Source organism: Gardnerella piotii, from assembly GCF_049815665.1.
GTDB classification, from domain to species: domain Bacteria; phylum Actinomycetota; class Actinomycetes; order Actinomycetales; family Bifidobacteriaceae; genus Bifidobacterium; species Bifidobacterium piotii.
The window spans coordinates 1,310,679-1,331,778 of sequence record NZ_CP187450.1 but is presented as its reverse complement, the minus strand read 5'-3'; the positions used below and the strand labels follow the sequence as shown (position 1 = coordinate 1,331,778).

Below are 21,100 nucleotides of genomic sequence, written 5' to 3'. Positions count from 1 at the left end.
CAAAGCGTGATTTGGCTCAGGCATAAAGTCCAGTGGACTTTATGTGCCAAATCAGCCGAGCGGCTACTAGTAGCCGTGAGGAATAGCGTAGTGCGCGAATGCACTTCGATTCGCTGAGCCGCTCAAATGTAAAGTCCAGTGGACTTTACATGCGGCGAAGACGTGAGCGCGCTTAGACCGCGCGAACGACATGACCTGTCTTGTGCTACTTATGTAGTGCGATTGTATGGCGACACGCCGTAAATTCGGTACAAACGCACTACAAGGCAGGTCGTGTCGTTTGTGCGGGTTAGCTGCAGATTATTTGGCATTATCTACAAAAATCGACATTAAATTTTGCAAGTTTTGCTATTTATAGATCGGAGTCAAGTATAGTAAATCTTATTTATGTAAAACGAAATGTGTTTATGTGAAAAATCGAAAAACATAAATAATCGAAGAACATAAATAAGAATTAAAACTTATTTGAAAGCGAGCTTAAAATGAGCGAAACACTAGTCCTAACGCGCAAAGATTACGTTACAAGAACCATAATTCGAGTTATTGCAATAGTTTCGTCCATTTACGGAATGGCAATGTCTTGGGATTCAATGGCGCTAACGTATTTTACGAATCTTTCTAACTTGATGATTTGCTTTGCGCTGCTTGGCTCGCTGATTTTAGACACGCTAAGTGCTCTTAAGTCTAAAAGCGATGAGCAGGGTGTGCAGGCTGAGCGCACTGGCGGCTGGGTAGATTCAAAGCCAAACGCATGGTACGTTTTTAAGTTTATGATGACGATTTCGATTGCCGTCACGTTTACGCTGTATCTGTGCTTTTTGGCTCCTACAAATAAGCTCGGATTTGTTGGCGCGTACATGAACAATGGGTGCTCAAGCTTATGCGTGCATTTTATAACGCCGTTGCTTGCGATTTTTGACTTTATTCTTTTTGACTACAAATACAAGTCCAGCCGTGCGCACGTTTATTTTGCTACGATTCCGCCGCTCACTTACGTTGCGTACGCTGTTGCTCTAAGCGAGTTTGCTGGCGTGCGTTGGGGAGAGCATGCTATGGCAGCGCCGTACAATTTTTTGAACTACAAAGCGCCTGCAGGGTGGTTTGGTTTTGCGCTAAACACGTTTAATTCCACAACTCTTGGAGTTGGTGTTGTTTATTTGCTTGCCATTTTTACGCTGATTTTTATTGGCATTGGAATAGCATTTCTTGCGATTAAAAACGATCGCGCGACGACCTGCCTTCGAGCTTAGAGCGTAGCGCGAGAAGGCAATTCGGAGCGCTGAGCCGCTCAAGGCAGAAGCATTGCTTCTGCGCGGCGAAGACGTGAGCGCGGTTAATCCGCGCGAGCGACCTTCCGCGTTTTGTACCATTTTTGGGTCAAATTTGGTACAAAGTGCGGAATCAAGCGACACGACACGCGCGCGAATCTACTTGCATGGGCGCTTTGACTGAGCTTGAAATTGCATAGCGCGTTTCAAGCTCCTTCAAAGCGTGATTTGGCTCAAACGTAAAGTCCAGTGGACTTTACGTGCGAACGACATGACCTGCCTTGTAGTGCGATTGTACTGGATTTTGGTGTTTTTTAATACAAACGCACTACATAAGTAGCACAAGGCAGGTGATCGTTAGCTCAGTCAAAGCGCATTCGCACTACAAAGTTACATACAAACTAAGCCAGTTGGTAGAATTGTGTTTATGTGTACGGAAGATTCTGCGCTGGCTGCTGTTCAATCGTTGCTAAATGGCACTCTTAAAAACGCGCATGAACGCAACACCAATGTTTTGCTTGTTTTTGGAGCACCAAACGCTGGCAAGTCAAGCTTTGCGCTTAACGCGTTGCTTTTGGGTTTGCGTTTTGATTGGAGCGCGTCGGCTGGTTCGCCTTGCTCGCTCAATAATCGCGCTGCGCAGCTTTTGCTAAAAAATGCTATTCGCAGTGATTTTGCTGTTGCTGCTGCTCAGAATCGCTCCACTGCTGCACGAATGTCGGATTACGTGATTCAAAACTTGGGTGTTTCACACCAATCGCGACCAGTTGGAACGCTTTCCTCGCTTGCGTTTAGTTTGATTTCCGCGCGAAATAAGCTTTTTGGCATGCCTGCACCTAAGTTGCTTAATGGCGCAGAGCAAGACGCGCTTCTTCGCGAAGTTGTGCGCGTACACGTTAATCACGTTTTGCAAGGCGATAGTGGCAATTGCAAAGTTTGCGCTCTTTTTAATGAGTATTTTGCTAGCGATTATTCCAAAGATTCTTCTAAAGATTCTTCTAGTGATTCTTCTAAAAATTCTTGGATTTACACAATTTCTAAATTACAAAACGCGCAAAATAGCGAGGACTCGCATGATTCGCATGATTTTAGTGATTCGCTCGATTCTAATTACATCTCTAACATCTCTGTAAATAGCGCTTTTATTCACCAACTTCGAGATATGCTCGCGCGCTTAGACGAGATGGGCATTGTAAGCGATTTTGCGGAAAAAAATATGCTGAACAGTTTGGACTCGCAGCTTAGTGTTCAGTCGGATTTTGTATCGTCTATTATTGTTAGCCGCATTAGAACTCAATGGAATTTGGCTTTTGCTCTTAGAAGCGAGTATGCGGATTGCGTGCGCAAAAAGTATCCGAACGCTTTTAGGCTTGATTCTTCTAGGCTTTTGGCAAGTGGCGTTCAAATTTTGAACGATATTTTTAATAATTTACATTGCAATAGTGCTAATGAATCTTCGGCGGCTTGCGATTCTTCCCTTGAGTTTTACGCTCTTAAACTCTTCCTTCCGCACATGCTGGTTGTTGACGATTTTCACGATGTAACGCTTGCTGGTTTGGCTTTTCTTGAGTCGCTAGCGCGCTTGGGCGTGAGAATTGTTTTAACGGCAAATCCCGACGAATCCGTGCAATCCTTCCGCGGATCGTACCCAGATTACGTTATTGAATCAGCGCAAAATGGCGTTATGCAAGCTGCTGTTTCTAAAATTTGCGATTATAAGCTCGAAGGATTTGGCGAAGATTTTGCAAAACAGATATCGCAAGATGTAAAGTGCCAAGAATCGCATAATCTCCCTGATTTTCTAAACCATTCTAATCGCTCAATTTCGCTAAATCTCTTTTCTGCACGCGTTTCGCTTTCGATTGCTTCGCTTATGCCAACGCAAACGCCTATGGCTCGCAGAGCTTGGAAAATGGCCAATATTCAAGGTGCTTTTCCTATAGAAAAAATCGAATTAAATTCGCAAAAAACAGAAAATTCTTCGGTTTCTGGCGATTTGTACAGAACTCCTAGCCAAGAGATGGATTGCGTTATTTGGCAAATAAAGCGCGCTCATCTAGACAATAAGATTCCGTGGAAAAACATGGCCTTAATTGCGCACGATAATGCAACAGTTCGCGCGTTTGGCGAGCGTCTTAGAAAAGACGGAGTTCCTGTGCGCTACTCGAGCGTCACGCGCGCGCTTAGAGACGAGCCGTTTATTAAAGCGCTTTTTGCGATTATTGAGTTAGCGCAATTTAGTCAAAAAAGCGTTGACGATTTAGCAAAAAACGTGCATTCGGGCAATTACACGCTTTACTCGATTGCACATTTTGTTCGTTCTAGAATAAAGACCGTTTTGGAAAGTCCGCTCGTGGATTCTGGCGACTACAATTGCGCGGATTTGGCGGCTGTTGATTCTCTTATGCGTTCGATCTGTTCGCTTAGCGAAGTTATTTCAGGCGCAAACAAAAGCGGCGAAAATTCGCCGTTGAGTAAGCTTATAGAGCAATGGGAAGTGCTTAGCAATCGCATTTTAAGAGCAAACGAGCCATCTACAATTGAAAGCGCAAGCGTTACGGTTGACAATCGCGTTTTTAGCGCGCAACCAAACGCAAATAGCACGCAATTTAGCATTGAGTCGTGCTACATTTTGATTCTTAAGGCGTTTATTGACGGCTGCTCTTCGGTTGCTGGCGATTCTGGCGATTCTGGCGATTTAGAAAACGAAGAGGCTCAAGGCGTAAAATCTACAGAAATCTTTTCTGTTTTGCAAAAAATGCGCCCAAACAGTGTTCATACGCGTGCGTTAATGCGCGTGTTTAATATTGTGCTAAGACTTTCTAAAAACCTAAAAAATAACCTTGAAAAAGTTAAAAATAGTGGAGAAAATCAAGTTAGCTACGTTTTGAGTAAAGCTTGGAATCTTTGCAATTGCGCTAAAAAGTGGCAAATTCAAGCACTTAGCAACAATGATGAAGGTCGCGCTGCAAACGATAGGCTAGACGCTGCAATGCGTCTTTTTGAGTATGCGAATTCATTCTCGTATACAGTCTCGCAAAGCCAGCAGATGCCCAATGGAGGTTCGGCTGGACCAACAATCGCGGAGTTTATTGATCAAGTTCGCCAAATGGAAATCGAAGCGGATTCGCTTGCAAGCGTGGCTCCTCTTCCAGATGCTGTGACTCTTACAACGCCTTCTGGTTCGGTTGGAAGAACGTGGGATTACGTGTGGATTCCAGCTGTTCAGCAGCGAGTTTGGCCAAATACGGCTGCTAGAAGCACTATGTTTGCTTCGGAAACGCTTGTTGATATTGTGTTAAATAGCAGGATTTTAAGTGGAGAAAGTGGAGATGGCGATAGTAGCGATATAACGTACTTTTTTGACGCGTATTCTAAAAACCCTAATGGCATTTGCGTAAGCGATAAGCAAGCGATTTTTACTGGCGAACAGCGCAGCTTGCTAATGGCAATTACGCGCGCTCGCAAGCATCTTTGCGTTAGCGCGGTGAATAGTGATGATTGCGTTCCTTCGGACTTTTTGTACTACTATTTGCCAGAGATTTATTGGAGAAATCAAGACGGAAGTTGTGACTACACAGATTTTTGTGGCGATTTTGCGGCGGTTGATGCCGATGCAAGAGGTCTTGTTTGTGCGTCTAGAATCACGCTTGCTAAACAGGAGTCTGGCTCTAAGAATAGCGATAGTTTGGCGCAAAATCCTACGATTCAAGATGCGCTAAATGCGTTAAATCTGTTAAAAAACAACGGAGTTGATGCAGCAAATCCAGATAATTGGGATTTTATGCGTAAAAATTACGATTCTGCGATTGATTCTGCGGCACAAAAGTCGCAAGCAACCGCAAAGTCGCAAGAAGAATCGCAAGAAGAATTGCCACTAAAGTCGCAAGAAAAGTCACAAGAAAAATCCTCCACTAATAAAACTCTTGTAACTCTATCTCCTTCAATGGTAGATAAACTTTGGTCTTGCCCAGTTTGTTGCCTTTTGGAAAGTAAATTTGCGGGGCCTGCCGTAGGAAGTACGGCAGCACAATTTGGTACGCTTATTCACGAAACTGCAAGGTGGGCAAGTCAAGATGAGCATTTAGACAACGATTATTTGCGCAAAAACTACCCACAGCTTCAAGCGTTTGTTAGCGGGTTTGTTGGCACTCGTGCGCAGGAATCTGCGGACTTTGATTTTTCGTTTGATTCGTTTAGCGCTTTGCAAAAAAAGGCGATTGAAGACGTTGCAAATAAGATGATTGAGCATTATTATTCGATTTGCCCAAGTGATTCTAGTATTTCTAACGTAAAAGACCGCTACCGTTTTATAAAAAACGATTTGAATGTTCGCCGCGCGCTTTACACGATTTCTCAATATTTTGTAGGCTCGCTAAACGGGCAAAATTACCCAATTCTTGTGCAAAAAGACGAAGATGGTGTTGTAACAAAGATTCTGCCTGCACCAGAAAAGTCAAAAACAGCTAAGCCGACTATTGCAGATGTTCCTTTGGGTAGTCTTGAGGAAGCTTATTGCGAGTGCCAAATAAACGCCACTTTTGGCTTTGACGATATTCTAAACGCGTACAATCTTGTTGCTAAAACGCAAACAAGTTTGGAAGATCTTTATTCAATAATGGGATTTTTGGTAGGCGGATGGCCTAATGGCGGCTCATGCGATTTGCGCGTTAGAATCCAGGGGCGAATCGACCGCATGGAACTTAGAAAGTTAAACGACAACACGCAACAAATTCGCCTAATCGACTATAAAACAGGAAAAGTTCCTAAAACACAGCAAGTTTTTAATGATTTGCAACTTATTTGTTATCAATTGGGAATTGTTTTTTGCTCCGAAAACAACAAAGACTATGAGCAATTGCTAAAGCTTAAGCACACAAAAATCGCGCGAAGCGCGCTGTTCCACGTTGTGTATAAGGATTCTCCTGCGCAAGATAATGGCGTTGCGGAGAATATTTGTCAGCCTTCGCTGTTTGACGAAGATGGCTCGCTAAGCGCTAGTGAAATCATAAGTCGTTACAGATATTCTAACAATAATCGCCTTTACGATCTTCCAAGTATTGATGAGCAAAATCCTGCGCAAGGCGTAAGTCAAAGTGCGTGGGCGGATTTTGTGAAATTGCCAATGCGCGCAAAATGGTCGCTTATGATGATATCTCGCGTATTTTTTGCCGCTGCTGCTGTTAAGTCAACAAGTTTTGCTGTAGAGCCAAAAGCGGATCATAAAAATTATTGTAGATGTTTAGACGTTTGCCCTGCGTGTGCGGAAAAAGTGGACACTGTTTACGAAGTGATTGAAGGTAAAAATGAGCAATAACAACGTTAGCGCCGTAAAATCCACACCTAATAGTGGTCCAAGCTTAGAGCAAAAAAATGTTATAGAAGCGCCGATTAATCAAGACGTGCTAATAGTTGCTGGAGCTGGCAGCGGGAAAACGTACACTATGACTCGCCGCGTAATACATTTAATTAAAAGCAAAGTTCCGCCAGAGTCCATATTGGGATTAACCTTTACAAACAAGGCGGCTGCGGAATTGCTAAGTCGCGTTTCGGCGGAGGTTAGTGCAATCGGTGCAAGCGGCTCAATTGGCGCAAATGGCGCAAAGTCATTCTTAAAGCCAGAAGTTATGACGTACGACGCGTTCTTTCAATCAATCGTAAGAAGATACGGGCTTTTGGTTGGCTTTAATCAAAACACAATGCCATTAAGCGATGCTGGCGCAATGGAAATCATAAAAAGTATAATCGGAAAATATTTAGATAATCCACAAAATAACGCTAAAAATTTAAGTAAGCTATACAATTTTGACACTTTGTGTGCGGATGTTATTAATCTTTGCTCCGAAATATCGTGCTCGATGATTGGAGTAGATAGTGTAGGCGCAACGTGCTCAAGCGTGCCTCAAGCTGTTCAAAAAATACGCGAGTGGAATAATGAGTTTGCAAAACACTTAAAAAACGTTATTGCAGATAGAAAAGTAGAATCGCCACTAAGCGCAAAAGCTCCAGCAATTCCAAAATACAAAAAAGTCAAAAAAACAGCTGGAATGAGCGAGCAAGACGTGGAGAAAGCGTCTGCGGAAAAATTTAAGGATGCGTGCAAAAATTACGAAAAATATTGGGATGATTCGTGCTTGCAATTTTGCATAAATCTATACAACGCTTGCCTAAAACGAGACATTTTGCTAGATCTTGTTTTACAATTTGACGCCGAAAAAAAGCGCGTAAACATGGCGCAATTTAGCGATTTTACGATTGCAGCTTACTATTTGGTTACGCATTTCCCTTCGATTTGTGCGCAATACAGGAATCAATATTCGCAAGTTCTTTTAGATGAGTATCAAGATACTTCTACAACGCAAGCAATGCTTATAAATACGCTGTTTTATGGTAATGCTGCTGCAGAGGGGAATCGCACGCATGTTATGGCAGTAGGTGACCCGTTCCAAGCAATCTACTCGTTTAGAGGCGCTTCAACTGGAGCTTTTTGCAAGTTTGAGCAAGACTTTAACATAAGCGCGCAAAACAAGTATTCGCTAACTGTTACGCGCAGAAATTCGCTGTTTATACTAAAAGTTGCAAACGCGCTAACTGAGCCAATGCGCGCGGAAAATGGCGATAATTCAACGCAAAACGCAAGTCGTAGGTTTAGCAGCATTGACGATCGCGAAGTGCAAGTGGAAACCTTAAAGCCAAAAGAGGATGCGTCAAATGGCACTGTTGGTGCGTTATTTATGCCAAATCAAGGCGAAGAAATTGATGCAGTTGTGCGATTTGCTAAGAAAATCGTTGAAAAATATGGCGAAAATCCGCTTGAGCCGCAACTTGCAATTCTTTTTAGAAGTAAAGCAAAAATGCCACAATATGCTCAAAAACTGGAGGATGCTGGGATTCGCACAAGCATAGTTGGCTACTCTTCGATTATTGAAAAGCCTGCAGTTAAAGACGTTTTGAGTTTGCTAAGAGTTGTTCAAGACCACAGCGACTCCAATTCGCTTATGCGTCTTCTTGCCACTCCTCGTTTTGCGCTATCTACTGCGGATTTGAGCGCATTGGCATCAATCGCAAATAGTGCGAATACGGAATATCTTTACAACGTGTATGCATCGGCTGGGCTTGTTGAGGATGGATTGCCTAGAAGCCAGTGGGATTCTGCCGTTCGCAATCTTAGAAATAAGGCGAATAGTGGGGAAATATCGGCGCAAGTCATAAATATTTATGGCGGAGTGTATTTAGCGGATTTGATTATGCGCGATTTTGGCGATTTTGGGGCGAGTGGGGATTCTGGCGATTCTGGTAAGTCTGCGGTTGCTGGCGATTCTGGTAAGTCTGCGGTTGCTGGCGATTATTGGGTTAGCCAAATGCGAGAAAAGCTGAGCGCACATGCATTTGCTGCAGTAAGTCGACTTAGTAAAATCCTAAATAAAGTTGATCGCGTGCAAAGAAATTCTCTAACAAGCGTTATGCAATCGGCTGTTGAAGCGCTTAACGTAGATATTGATAGCGCTGTTGGAGCGGCCTTAAAATACAAGGACTTTAGCAATCAAACAATGCTTAACGACATGCACAATGTTCTAGATTCGCTAAACGCGATTGTAGAAACGTATGTGCAAGAGATGGGCGAGTGGCAAGATGTTAGTTTGCACGGACTAATAAGCTGGATTGACTCAGCAAAAACGCTTGATTTGCAAGCATCTATAACAGAGCAAAATAGCGCACAAGTTGTTTTAATGACAGTTCACCAATCAAAAGGTTTGCAATGGCCTGCAGTTGCTGTAGTTGGGCTAAATGAGGGCGCTTTTCCAAGTAATCAAGGAGATTCTCTAAAGATTGATGACAATGGGCAAGCCAGCGCTCGCATACCGATTGAGTTTGCTGCAAGCGTGCCTTCTGCGTTGCGCGTGGATGCCAACATTTTGCCGCATTTTCCGCATACAGTCACGCGCGCGGAGGCAATGCACCCAGAAAAAGCAATGCAAGATTTGGATAGTGTGCAAAAGATTTTTGACGAGATTAAGCCAGATAGAATCAAAGCTTTGTGCGATTTTGCGCAGGCTGTTAAAGAGGTAGATTTTTGCGATTCTTCGGATTCTGGCGATTTTTTGAGTGAAGAAACGCGCCGCGTGTATAACGCGTATAAATCCCAGCAAAGCGTTGATTTTATGCCATTTACGCAAAGTGAGGAGCGCGGAATTCAGCTTCACATGGACGAGCGTCACCTTATGTACGTTGCTCTTACGCGCGCAAAGTTTGCAGCGCTTTTAACTGGCTCAGCAAATTCGGGAGATTCAGGCGAAAATGGGCGAAAGCGTGCAGCTTCGGTGTTTCTTAAGGAGTCGATGGAAGCTATAAAGTCGCTTAATGGTGTGATTGAGGTTAAGAGATGCGAGGCGGAAAATTCTGGCGATTCTGCGGATGCTGGCGATTCTGCTGATTCTGGCGAAGACGTTTCCAGTGAAGACGTTTTTGGCTTTATTGCCGGCGATTTTGCGCATGAGTTTGCTAAAGATTTTGGAAAAATTAAAGTTCAAAGCGATTCGCGTGCTAAAGAAAGCGTGCTTGAATGGCCTTGTGCTTTGAGCGAAGATGTAGAAAATTCGCTTCAAGAATCTGCAAAGCTTGTTAAGAGTGAAGATTTTACTGGCGATTTTAATGGCGAATCTTCCTTAATATCTTCTCAAAAATCCCTTTATTCGCGCGCAAAAGCGTTTGTTCAAGATGCCGATTTAACATCGCAAAATGCTGGCGATTATTCACTAGAAGACTTGGCAAAAAAGGTGGAAAAGATTTCCAACGGATCTAGGCTTAACGTAACGTCTTTGCAAAAAATAAGCAAGGTTGCGCCTGATGCAAATGCAAACGCTAGCGCGCGCGCAAACGATAGAGTTTACAACAATCTATTGGCTTGTATTCGACCAATTCCGTCCGTTTCGTCAATTGATGCAAATCTTGGCACCAAGTTCCACGCTTGGGCGCAACAATTTGTAGACTCTGCAGTGCCTTCTAGTGCATCCGAGTGCGCTAAGTGGCAGTCAGTTGTAAAAATCGGAACTTTGTTAGATGAGCAATTTGTTCCTCAGACTCGCAAAGATTTGCTTTATGAGTTTAATCAAAGTCGCAAGAATGCGGACTTTGCTAATGGTTTGGCCAAATCTCAAGACGCTCAACTAGACGAATGGAAGCAACGGCTTATAGAATCGCGTTGGGCAAAACGAGTGCCGCTTGCTGCAGAAATGCCGATTTTAATGCAAATCGATAATGCGGAATTTGCAAATAGAATCATCAATGGCACTTTGGATGCTGTTTTTGCAGGAGGATTAGACGCTAACGACGAATCAAAACTCTACACAATCGTTGATTGGAAGACGGGTAAGCGGCCAAAAAGTGCGGAAGATATTCGCCTAAAACTTGAGCAGCTTGACTGGTATAGGTTACTGCTTGCGCGCGCAACAAACGTTGATTTAAGATGCATTGACGCCACTCTTTACTACGTTAGCGAGGCGCGTGCGGAAAATCGCGAGATTCACGCGTTGTGCAAAACTCGTGACGAGATTTTGAGCGAGGCGTCTTTTTAGAATCAATGTATTTGGTAATCTAAAAGTAGAGCATAAGCCGATTTAAGTTAGTAAAAGTAAAGTTAGTAAAAGTAAAGTTAGTAAAAGTAAAGTTAGTAAAAGTAAAGTTAGTAAAAGTAAAGTTAGTAAAAGTAAAGTTAGTAAAAGTAAAGTTAGTAAAAGTAAAAGAAGGAAAAAATGACGGTTGAGTTTCGTCCAGTTAAAATTAACGACATTGACGCAATCGTAGAAGAATACGAGCGCACATGGGGGATTGCGAATGCTGTTGGAGCAGACGCTTCGCGCAATCTTTCTAGGCGATTTGTGCTGCACTATTTGGAGCCTTCTACTTACGGAACTGTTGCAACAATAAACGGCAAATTTATGGGGCTGCTTCTTGCGCGCGTGTACGGAGATAAAGTGCTGTTTAAGCAAGTGCAGAAGATGCTAGAAGAGCAAGAAGCGAAGATGTCTAGCAAAGGCGATTCTTTGCACGCAAAAGCGTTAGATTCTGCGATTGGCATGGGGCAGATTGAGCGCAAGTTAGAGGCGATGAGCCATATTAACGACTTAACGCAGGCAGAGTTGGAGCTTTTTATTGTTTCTCCAGACGCTCGCGGGCACGGAGTCGGGGGCGGATTGTGGAAGCGCACAATGCAACATTTGCGCAGCCGCGGAGTGAATCGCTACTTTTTGCACACAGATACGGCTTGCGATGTTAGTTTTTACGATTATCACGGGCTTAGGCGAGATGCTACGTGGGCTAAAAAAGATCACGAAAAGTATGCGGATCGCGTAAAAGACCTTGTTGAGGACTTGTACATATACTCGGGCGAGCCGTTTGTAAACCGCACAAGACGCACGCATCAGTCGCGTTGATTAACTCCGCTTTTTGTACCAAATTTGACCAATCGTTCGCGCGGCCTAAGCGCGCTATTCCTCGCGGCTATTAGTAGCCGCTCGGCTGATTTGGCATGTAAAGTCCACTGGACTTTACATTTGAGCCAAATCACGCTTTGAAGGAGCTTGAAATGCGTTATGCAATTTCAAGCTCAGTCAAAGCGCTTTGCAGCGCAGAAGCAATGCTTCTGCGCTGAGCGGCTCAGCGCTCCGAATTGCCCTCGCACGCTACGCTCTAAGTGCTCAGGCAGGTCGTCGCGCGTACAAAATGCGGAAGAATGCTTGCGCTATTAACTGCGCTTGCGCGTTACAATAATCCACCCAATTGACGCGATTGGAATCGCAACAAGCGTAGAAATCCACGGAACCATCATTCCTCCGCGCGAACTCCACGCGTCAATCGCAAATCCCGCAACCATGGATCCAAGCGAGGCGCCAGTCGCGGATGCTGTTGGAAGCCACGATAATCCTTCAGTAAGCGAATGCTCGGGAATTGTGTCTTTAACAATAAGGTTTCCAGTTGCAAAAATCGGCGAAACGCATAATCCACTTAAAAGCTCAAAAATGCTTAGAAGCACAAGTCTATCTATGTTAATGTTCATAAGAATAAAGCCAATGGTAAGCAGGCTTAGAAACACGATTAGATGAGACCAATTAGAGCCGCGGAATTTATGCGAGCCAAAAATAACGGCTCCAACTAAAGACCCGCATGCAAACAGCGCAAGTTGCAAGCCAATCAGTTTGTCTAATCCTTGCGCGCGCATTGCTGCTGTAACAGATACGTCAAAGGCGCTAAAACTCATGTTAAAAACAAGGAACATAACAACAAGCGGTATGATTCCGCGGTATAGAAGCACGTTTTTTGGCTTGTTTTTGCGATTTGTGTTCCTCAGCTGTTTTAGTGAAAGCCTATCTCTAAGATTTTTTGCGATTAGTTTCTTGCCATTTTTCGATGAGTCCTCACTTGCTGTGTAAGGGCCATTTTCCAGCGCGACTCGCACATCTTCATCATTTGCGGGTGCGCTTTCTACTTGCACGATTTTAACAACCGCTGGCTGCGTGTTTTTAAGCGATAAGAACCATGCTCCGCCTAGTCCGCTTGCTAGGACTGGCACAAAAAGCTGAGATACAGGGTGAACGCTAGTGGCAAGCCATGCAGCAAGAATTGGTCCGAATATAAACACAATCTCGTCAATTCCAGATTCCAGCGCGTATGCAACGTTTAGCAAAGTGTCGTCGCTTTGATTTTTAAGCGTGTATGCCCAGCGAGTTCTAACGAGCGCGCCGAACGCAAATTGTGTAACTCCCATTAAAATTGCAAGCGCAAACAGTATTGGCAAAGGTATGTGGAAAAGTGCAGCGGTGGCAAACGACAGCATGCAAACAACTTGCGCACTTAGGGCGATTACGCCCACTTTTCGCTGGCCGAATCTATCAAAAAGCTTTGCGTATAATGGCGTTACAGCTGCTTGCGATAGCACGTATGCTGCGCTCATTGTGCCTGCAATTGTCCAATTGTTGTAAATGTGGTTTAATGCCAGAACAATTCCTAAGCCCATCATCGAAATAGGCAGCCTTGCTATTGCTCCAGATATGCAAAACGCTCGTGTTCCTTCAAAAGAGAACAATCTTACGTAGTTTGACATAGGCGAAGACTTTGGCTGCGCCGATTTCGATGACATATTCACTTCCCTTAAATTTGTACGCGCTTAACATGTTTAACATGATTAACATGATTGATTTTTGAGTGTCTTTCTAGTCTACATTATGGCGTCAAAGTTTGCCGATGTTGTTTTGTTTCTTCCCGACTTTGTACGTGTTTTAGGTGGAATTTGGTACAAAGTGCGTTAATTGGTTCCGCTTTTTGTACGTGTTTTAGGTCAAATGTGGTACAAAATGCGGAAAAGCGATTCCGCAGATTAGTCGCGTCTATTGCGATGTGATTGTTTTTACGATTTTTTGCGATTGCATATAGCGATTATCTTTTGAAGAAAAGTATTGTAGAATTGTGTTATAGGTTTCAAACAAACTGGGAAGGCAAGAAATGTTTGGTTCACTTATTTGCTCGGCAGCTGGATTTACTAACACTCAATCGGGTTCTGCAATACTTGGCTCCATGATTTTTGCAATCGTGGTTGTTCTTGTTGGTATTGGAATTAAGATTTGGAAAAAATACGGCAAGCATTAGAGTATTAGAGTGCTAGAGCACTAGATTTAGCTTAATATTTTCGACTTTTATTTTTTGCGGCATTTTTGTTGGCATTTTAAGACATCCTTGTAAGGCAGCCTTTTAAGACGGTATTTTTGTGATTGCTGTTTTTATTGCACGCGCGAAGTCGCAGTTTTGTAAATCCGTTGAGGCTTAACGCTACAATAGAGCAGATGAGTGATACAACGACGCAATCGACGGATGAGATTCTTGCAGAGATTGTAGACTCTGTAAAAATTCCTCAATCCCCAGATATAAACAATAAAAAGTCAATAAAAACTGTGAAAAAAGAAAATAAAACTACAAATAAAAATACAAAAACTAAAAAAACTAAAGACTCTGAATCAAGTAAGGTGAGTAGGGCATCTAAAGGATTTAAGTCTACTAAAAGCTCTAAAGCCACTTACAATGCGCTTCCACCAGTTGTAAACGATCAGCGAGAGGGCGCGCTTGTTGCGCCTCCAAAGTATCGCAAGGGGTCAATGCGAATCGTTCCGCTTGGCGGCTTGGGTGAGATTGGCCGAAATATGAATGTTATTGAATATAACGGCCATATTTTGCTTATAGATTGTGGCGTATTGTTCCCAGAAGAAGAGCAGCCAGGCGTGGATCTGATTTTGCCAGACTTCCACTACATTCAAAACAGACTAGATAAAGTAGACGCGCTAGTTTTAACGCACGGCCACGAAGACCACATTGGCGGCGTGCCGTATTTGCTTAAAATGCGCCCAGATATTCCGCTAATCGGGTCTAAGCTCACTCTTGCGTTTGTTGAAGCAAAGTGCGAAGAACACAAGATTAAGCCAAAAACAATTCAAGTAGAAGGCCGCTCAAAGCTAAAAGTTGGCCCATACAATTTGGAGTTTATTAGCGTAACGCATTCAATCCCAGACGCTCTTGCTGTTTGTGTAAAAACGCCAGCAGGAACGATTATAGATACGGGAGATATTAAGCTAGATCAGCTTCCATTAGACCATAGAATCACCGATTTGGTTGAATTTGGAAAGCTTGGCGAGCAAGGGATTGACCTATTGATGGCAGACTCCACAAACGCCGAGGTTCCAGGATTTGTTAAGCCAGAAACTTCGATTGGTCCAGCCTTGGATCAAGCGTTTGCTAATGCATCGCGCAAGATAATCGTAGCAAGCTTCTCTAGCCACGTTCACCGCGTTCAGCAAGTGGTAGATGCTGCGCACAAGTATGGCAGAAAAGTGGTGTTTGTTGGGCGATCAATGGTTAGGAATATGTCGATTGCGGCCGATCTTGGCTACTTGCATATTCCAGAAAATACTGTTGTAGATCTAAAGCAAGCAAAAGATATTCAAGACGACAAGCTTGTGTATATGTGCACGGGGTCTCAAGGCGAGCCGATGGCAGCACTTGGGCGAATCGCAGACGGAATACACAAAGATATTACAGTTAACGAGTTTGATACCGTTATTCTTGCAAGCTCTTTAATTCCAGGAAACGAGCACGAAGTTTACAAGGTTATTAACAAGCTTGTGCAAATGGGCGCTCGCGTAATCAACAAAGACAATGCTGCGATTCACGTTTCTGGCCATTGCAATGAGGGCGAGTTGCTCTATTTGTACAACATTGTTAAGCCAAAGTGCGCTATGCCAATTCACGGAGAACACAGGCATCTTGTTGCAAACGGTTTGATTGCTGTTAAAACGGGCGTGGACCCTAAGAATGTTGTTTTGGCAGAAGATGGCGATGTTGTGGACTTGTACCACGGAAATGCCGCTGTTGTTGGCTCTGTTCCATGCGGATACGTGTATGTTGACGGCGATTCCGTTGGTGAGCTTACCGACGAAGAGCTGGAAAAGCGCAGAATCCTTGGCACAGAAGGCTTTGTGTCTAGTTTTGTAGTTGTAAATACAGATAGCGCAGATGTTGTAGCAGGTCCAAAGATTTACTTGAATGCTGTTGCAGAAGACGAGTCTGATTTTGAAAAAGTTCGATCTCAAATTGTTTTCCAGCTTCAAGATGCCATGATGCACGGCGAGAAAGACACGCACAAGTTGCAGCAGATTATGCGCAGAACGCTTGGAAGTTGGATTGCGCGCGCGTTGCGTAGAAAGCCAATGATTGTGCCAGTTGTTGCGGATCTTGCGCAAAAGGATTAGTCAAGTGATTAGTCAAGGACTAGTCAAGCGATAAGAGCCACGTAAAAATCATAAATAAAGTAAAATCACCATAAATACACAAGTAAATACACAATAAACACAAAAGGAAGTTAATATGCCAGGAGCAAATCTGACTCGCGTAGAAGCTGCGGAACGTTTTAGCGCTATCCAAATGCCAATTCACTACACTGTTGCACTTGATTTAGGCAAGGGTGGCCGCGATTTTAAGTCGCACACAAAAATTGAGTTTGGTGCAAAAGTTGGTGGAACAAGCTTCCTCGATTTGATTGCAAACAGCGTTGAATCCGTTGTGCTTAATGGCGAATCTCTTGACGTTTCTAAGGTTTTTGCAGATAGTCGCATCGAGCTTGCAAATTTGGCCGAGCAAAACACAGTAGAAGTCGTAGCAAATTGCCAATATTCCAACACGGGCGAAGGCTTGCACAGAAGCGTTGATCCTTCCGACGGCAACGTTTACCTTTACACGCAATTTGAGGTTCCAGACGCTCGCCGAGTTTATGCAGTGTTTGACCAGCCAGATTTGAAGGCTGTTTTTGACTTTAGTGTGAATGCTCCAGAAAGTTGGATTGTTACTTCCAACATGCCAGTTAAGAGCGAAACTGCGATTGAAGGACGCAAGACGGAAGATGGCACTTTGGAAAATGGCGCTGTAGAAGGTATGAAGCGCTGGGTGTTTGAGCCAACTCCAAAAATGAGCTCCTACTTAACTGCGATTTGCGCAGGCCCTTACGCCGAATGGCACACGTCTTACAACAACGAGGACGGCCGCGTAGTTCCAATGGCAATGTACTGCCGTCAAGCACTTAAAGACGCGTTTGCAAAAGACGTTGACTATTTGTTCGATATTACAAAGAAGGGTTTTGCCTTCTACGCTAAGACTTGGGGAGTGCCATATCCGTACGCAAAGTACGATCAGATTTACGTGCCAGAATACAACGCTGGCGCTATGGAAAACATTGGTATGGTTACAATTCGCGACCAATACGTGTTTGAATCCAAAGTTACGGACGCATACGCTGAGCGCCGTGTTGTAACAGTTTTGCACGAGCTTGCACACATGTGGTTCGGCGACTACGTAACTATGAAGTGGTGGAACGATCTTTGGCTCAACGAGTCTTTTGCTGAGTTTACGTCTACGCTTGCAACGGCTGAAGCAACCGAATGGCACGACGCTTGGAGCACGTTTAATTCTGGCGAAAAGAGTTGGGCGCTTAATCAAGATCAGCTTCCAACAACGCATCCAATCGTGGCTCCAATCAACGATTTGAACGACACTTCCGTCAACTTCGACGGCATTACTTACGCAAAGGGTGCTTCTGTTTTGAAGCAACTTGTAGCGTATGTTGGACGCGAAAAGTTCTTTGAAGGAATTCACAACTACTTAAGCAAGCACGCTTATAGCAATGCAACTTTGGCTGATTTGTTGCACGAGTTGGAGCTTACAAGCGGCCGCGATCTTAAGGCTTGGAGCGCGCAATGGCTTGAAAAAGCTGGAATTAACACGATTTCTACAGAAGTCGAAGAAGCAGCTGACGGCACTATTGCTTCTTTGCGTTTGCGTCAGAGCGCTCCAGCTGAGCACCCTGTTTTGCGCGCGCATCGCTTGGCTGTTGGATTCTACAATGTAGACGAAGCAAGTGGCGAAATTGTGCGCACAAAGCGAATCGAACTAGATGTTGACGGCGAAGTGACGGAAGTGGCGGAAGCGCGCGGATTGCAAAGGCCTGCGCTTATTCTTGTAAACGATGACGACTTGACTTACACAAAGTTGCGTTTTGACGAAAAGTCGCTTGAGTTTGCTGCCGAAAATCTCTACCGCTTTAAGGATTCTTTGACTCGCTCGCTTATTTGGCTTGCATTATGGGATATGACTCGCGACGCAGAATTCCCAGCAGAGCGCTTTGTGGAACTTAGCCTTAAGGCCTTGGCAACAGAGCACGAATCAACTACTTTCCGCTATGCTCTTGGTCAAGTAAAGGTAACTGCAAGCCACTATGTTGTGCCTGAGCGTCAAGCAGGAGTTGCAAAGCATGTTGCTCACGAACTCTGGCAGTTGGCTTTGGCGGCTAAAGCAGGATCGGACGAGCAATTCCAGTTGCTAAAGGCTTATCTTGGATATGGCGAAGTTGGAGATAGTGAGTTTGTGCAAATCGCTAACGGATTGCTTGACGGTTCTGTGCGCTTAGAAGGCTTGGAAATCGACAACGACTTGCGCTGGAGCATTCTTATTGCGCTCGCAGGCGTGAACGCTTTGGACGAAGCTGGAATTGACGCGGAACTTAAAAAGCGCGATACTACCGAGAATCGTGAATACGCATACCAGGCTCGTGCGGCTCGCTCAACTGCAGAAGCTAAGGATTGGGCTTTTGAACAGGCTTTGCGCAATCTTGATTTAACTAATATGCAAATGGGTGCTGTTGTTGCTGGATTTGCAAGCACTGCTAAAGGTGATTTGGTTAAGCCTTATGTTGAACGCTACTTTGCGGAAGTTGAGTGGATTTGGAAGAATCGCACATTCCATATGGCGGAAACTTTGATTGAAGGCTTGTATCCAAATTATGCAAATGTGGACGAGTTGGTTGAGCGTGGGCAAAGCTGGCTTGATGAGCATAAGGATGCCGACCTTGCTTTGCGTCGTATGGTGCTCGGCAAGCTTGATTCTTCTCGCCGTACGCTTAAAGTGCAGCATTACAACGCTTCGCTTTAGTCTTTTGCGTAATATCCTATTATGATGTTGCGCGAGGTTTGAGTATTTCTCTCCTCGCAGGCGCGCCAACCTGCCGGAGCGCTTAAAGCGTAGCGCGCGAAGGCAATTTGGCGCGCTGAGCAGCTCAAGGCAGAAGCACTGCTTCTGCGCTGCGAAGACGTGAGCGCGGCTAATCCGCGCGAGCGAAACACCTTTACGTATAGCTTATGAACGTTAATATTCTAAGGCTTCAGGTTGGCGCTATTTATTGCTCGTAGAGAAATACATCAAACCTTCTGAATGTCTAGAACAATTGCGTAGCTTTCATCACCGAGATTCTCGATTTTTCTTGCTCTCTCGGCGAGTCACCACCTTCGGCGCTGAGGCTCGCCTCTTTCACGGCGAAAAATCTCGAATCTCTACCTCACTTGCGCTACGACCTGCCTGAGCGCTCAAAGCGTAGCGCGCGAAGGCAATTCGGAGCGCTGAGCCACTAAAGGCAGAAGCACTGCTTCTGCGTGGCGAAGACGTTCGCGCACTTAGAGCGCGCAAGCGATTTTCAATGTACATTCCTAATAAGAAAATAGGGAAATGTATATTGAATCTAAGCTGATTAAAGATTAGGTTGATTAAAGATTAAGCTAATTAAAGTTAGGTTGATTAAAGATTAAACTCAAGGAGTCGCAAGATGGCAGAAGATATGCATCAATCAACGCCAACAATACATGGAGAGCAACTAAACGCGGATGGTACGCAAAAAGCGCAAGACCGCGTAAACAATCGATCTTTGCGTCCAAATAGCGATTCCTTCAAAGAGTTTATGACTAGCGGCTGGGATAACCAGGAGCCACAAATCGAACCGCTTGAGTCCTCAAAGTACACGCCAGCGCGTCTAGAAGCGCTTGGCAAGCGATTCCCAGGTGAGCGCCTTGTTATTCCAGCAGGTCAGCCAAAAGTGCGCAATAACGATTGCGACTACGCTTTTAGACCAGATACGACTTTCGCATATTACACTGGCTTGGGTCAGGATTACGAAGCAGGCGCTGTGCTTGTGCTTGAGCCAGTGCAAGCAAGCAGCGATGAGGAAGCGGCTGGCAAAACTCACATTCCGCAGCTTTTTGTGGCTCCTCGCGCAGACAATAGCACTGCAGCATTCTACAAAGATCCGCACTACGGCGAATACTGGGTTGGCCCTCGCGCAGGACTTAAAGAGCTTAAGGCTATGACTGGTATCGAAACGCGCGATATTGCTGAGCTTGACGATGCGATTGCAAAAAACGTTAGCGACGATAATAGCGCTGCAGAAAGCGTGCGCGTGCGAATTGTGCGCGAGTCGGATGCTGATTTAACTGCGCGCGTAGATGCGCTAAGGGAAGCAAGCGGATTTAGTGACGAAGATGCAAATATTGCTGCAGACGATAAGTTGCACGAAGTAGCAGCCGAAGCTCGTATGCTTAAAGACGCTTACGAGATTGGCGAAATGCGCAAAGCTATTGCTGCTACAAAATTAGGCTTTGACCGCATGCTTACGCGTTTGCCACAAGCTTTGGGCAAGGAGCATTCTGAGCGCATGATTGAAGGCGCTTTTAACTCCGTTGCTCGAGAAGTTGGAAACGAAGTTGGCTACGATACGATTGTTGCTTCTGGCAAGCACGCTCCAATTTTGCACTGGATGCGCAACACTGGCGTAGTTTCTAACGGCGAACTTTTGCTTATCGACGCAGGCGTAGAAGTCAACAGCCTTTACACGGCAGACATTACGCGAACTTTCCCAACCAATGGCAAGTTCACGGATTTGCAAAAGAAGCTTTACCAGTGCGTTCTAGACGCACAGCAAGCTGGTTTTGAGGCAGCTAAGCCGGGCGCAACTTACAGCGATATTCACCACACTTGCATGCGCGTGCTTGCAGAGCATTTGCACGAGTGGGGCATTCTAAAGGTTAGCGTTGAGGAATCGCTTTCGCCGCAAGGTCAGCAGCATCGTCGCTGGCATGCGTGTGGTGTTGCTCACCACTTGGGTCTAGATGTTCACGATTGCGCTCAAGCTCGCTACGAGGCTTATCAGGGTGCGAAGATTACTCCAGGAATGATTTTCACGATTGAGCCTGGCTTGTACTTTGCTGCCAATGATCTTATGCTTCCGCCAGAAATGCGCGGAATCGGAATCCGCATTGAAGATGATGTTTTGATGACGGAGAATGGTCCTGAATGGCTTTCTATCGATATTCCTAAGCAAATCGAAGATGTTGAAGCTTGGATGGCTCAGCGCGCTGCTAAATAGTGTGCTGCTATCTAAACGGATTGTCTAAGATTATTTAGGATTATCTGGGATT

10 protein-coding genes are annotated in these 21,100 nt (G+C 44.7%); 8 read left to right on the top strand and 2 right to left on the bottom strand.

From position 1 onward, the window contains the following. Nucleotides 1–482 precede the first annotated feature (482 nt). From ACPEIW_RS05405 to ACPEIW_RS05395, 3 genes are all read left to right on the top strand, one after another. Entirely contained in the window at nt 483–1,250 is a 768-nt protein-coding gene (locus ACPEIW_RS05405; protein ID WP_425663501.1) for a hypothetical protein, read from the top strand. Between the two features lie 445 nt (nt 1,251–1,695). Beyond that, nucleotides 1,696–6,585, top strand: a complete 4,890-nt coding sequence (locus tag ACPEIW_RS05400; RefSeq protein ID WP_425663499.1) for a PD-(D/E)XK nuclease family protein — start codon at nt 1,696–1,698, stop codon at nt 6,583–6,585. Then, nucleotides 6,575–10,843: a UvrD-helicase domain-containing protein gene (locus ACPEIW_RS05395; RefSeq protein ID WP_425663497.1), complete on the top strand. Its 4,269-nt coding sequence runs from the start codon at nt 6,575–6,577 to the stop codon at nt 10,841–10,843. The genes ACPEIW_RS05400 and ACPEIW_RS05395 overlap by 11 nt, the downstream gene beginning before the upstream one ends. Nucleotides 10,844–10,862: 19 nt before the next feature. Here ACPEIW_RS05395 and ACPEIW_RS05390 read toward each other — a convergent pair whose 3' ends face one another. After that, nucleotides 10,863–11,042, bottom strand: a complete 180-nt coding sequence (locus tag ACPEIW_RS05390) for a pentapeptide repeat-containing protein (protein WP_425664441.1) — start codon at nt 11,040–11,042, stop codon at nt 10,863–10,865. Between ACPEIW_RS05390 and ACPEIW_RS05385 the strand changes: the two genes are divergently transcribed. Beyond that, entirely contained in the window at nt 11,021–11,701 is a 681-nt protein-coding gene (locus tag ACPEIW_RS05385; protein WP_004132743.1) for a GNAT family N-acetyltransferase, read from the top strand. The two genes, ACPEIW_RS05390 and ACPEIW_RS05385, sit on opposite strands and share 22 nt — an antisense overlap. 311 nt (nt 11,702–12,012) lie before the next feature. Here the strand turns inward: ACPEIW_RS05385 and ACPEIW_RS05380 are convergent, their stop codons facing one another. After that, nucleotides 12,013–13,404: an MFS transporter gene (locus ACPEIW_RS05380; RefSeq protein ID WP_119529382.1), complete on the bottom strand. Its 1,392-nt coding sequence runs from the start codon at nt 13,402–13,404 to the stop codon at nt 12,013–12,015. Nucleotides 13,405–13,766: 362 nt separating this feature from the next. Here ACPEIW_RS05380 and ACPEIW_RS05375 point away from each other — a divergent pair, with 362 nt between their 5' ends. The 4 genes from ACPEIW_RS05375 to ACPEIW_RS05360 all read left to right on the top strand — a co-directional run bounded on the left by ACPEIW_RS05375 (nt 13,767) and on the right by ACPEIW_RS05360 (nt 21,048). Next, a complete protein-coding gene (locus tag ACPEIW_RS05375; protein ID WP_016636386.1) occupies nt 13,767–13,910 on the top strand; it encodes a hypothetical protein in 144 nt (47 codons plus the stop codon). A 194-nt stretch (nt 13,911–14,104) separates the two neighbouring features. Further along, nucleotides 14,105–16,060 carry a ribonuclease J gene (locus tag ACPEIW_RS05370; RefSeq protein ID WP_425663494.1) on the top strand — a complete coding sequence of 652 codons (1,956 nt, stop codon included), beginning with the start codon at nt 14,105–14,107 and terminating at the stop codon, nt 16,058–16,060. A gap of 115 nt (nt 16,061–16,175) precedes the next feature. Continuing rightward, nucleotides 16,176–18,788, top strand: a complete 2,613-nt coding sequence (pepN, locus tag ACPEIW_RS05365; protein ID WP_425663492.1) for an aminopeptidase N — start codon at nt 16,176–16,178, stop codon at nt 18,786–18,788. A gap of 679 nt (nt 18,789–19,467) precedes the next feature. After that, nucleotides 19,468–21,048, top strand: a complete 1,581-nt coding sequence (locus ACPEIW_RS05360; protein ID WP_425664439.1) for an aminopeptidase P family protein — start codon at nt 19,468–19,470, stop codon at nt 21,046–21,048. The last annotated feature ends 52 nt before the right edge of the window (nt 21,049–21,100 follow it).

Excerpts from the sequence above, each read along its gene's own strand:
- ACPEIW_RS05405 (WP_425663501.1), top strand. The coding sequence starts at position 483 with ATGAGCGAAACACTAGTCCTAACGCGCAAAGATTACGTTACAAGAACC.
- ACPEIW_RS05400 (WP_425663499.1), top strand. The coding sequence starts at position 1,696 with ATGTGTACGGAAGATTCTGCGCTGGCTGCTGTTCAATCGTTGCTAAAT.
- ACPEIW_RS05395 (WP_425663497.1), top strand. The coding sequence starts at position 6,575 with ATGAGCAATAACAACGTTAGCGCCGTAAAATCCACACCTAATAGTGGT.
- ACPEIW_RS05385 (WP_004132743.1), top strand. The coding sequence starts at position 11,021 with ATGACGGTTGAGTTTCGTCCAGTTAAAATTAACGACATTGACGCAATC.
- ACPEIW_RS05380 (WP_119529382.1), bottom strand. The coding sequence starts at position 13,404 with ATGTCATCGAAATCGGCGCAGCCAAAGTCTTCGCCTATGTCAAACTAC.
- ACPEIW_RS05375 (WP_016636386.1), top strand. The coding sequence starts at position 13,767 with ATGTTTGGTTCACTTATTTGCTCGGCAGCTGGATTTACTAACACTCAA.
- ACPEIW_RS05370 (WP_425663494.1), top strand. The coding sequence starts at position 14,105 with ATGAGTGATACAACGACGCAATCGACGGATGAGATTCTTGCAGAGATT.
- pepN (WP_425663492.1), top strand. The coding sequence starts at position 16,176 with ATGCCAGGAGCAAATCTGACTCGCGTAGAAGCTGCGGAACGTTTTAGC.
- ACPEIW_RS05360 (WP_425664439.1), top strand. The coding sequence starts at position 19,468 with ATGCATCAATCAACGCCAACAATACATGGAGAGCAACTAAACGCGGAT.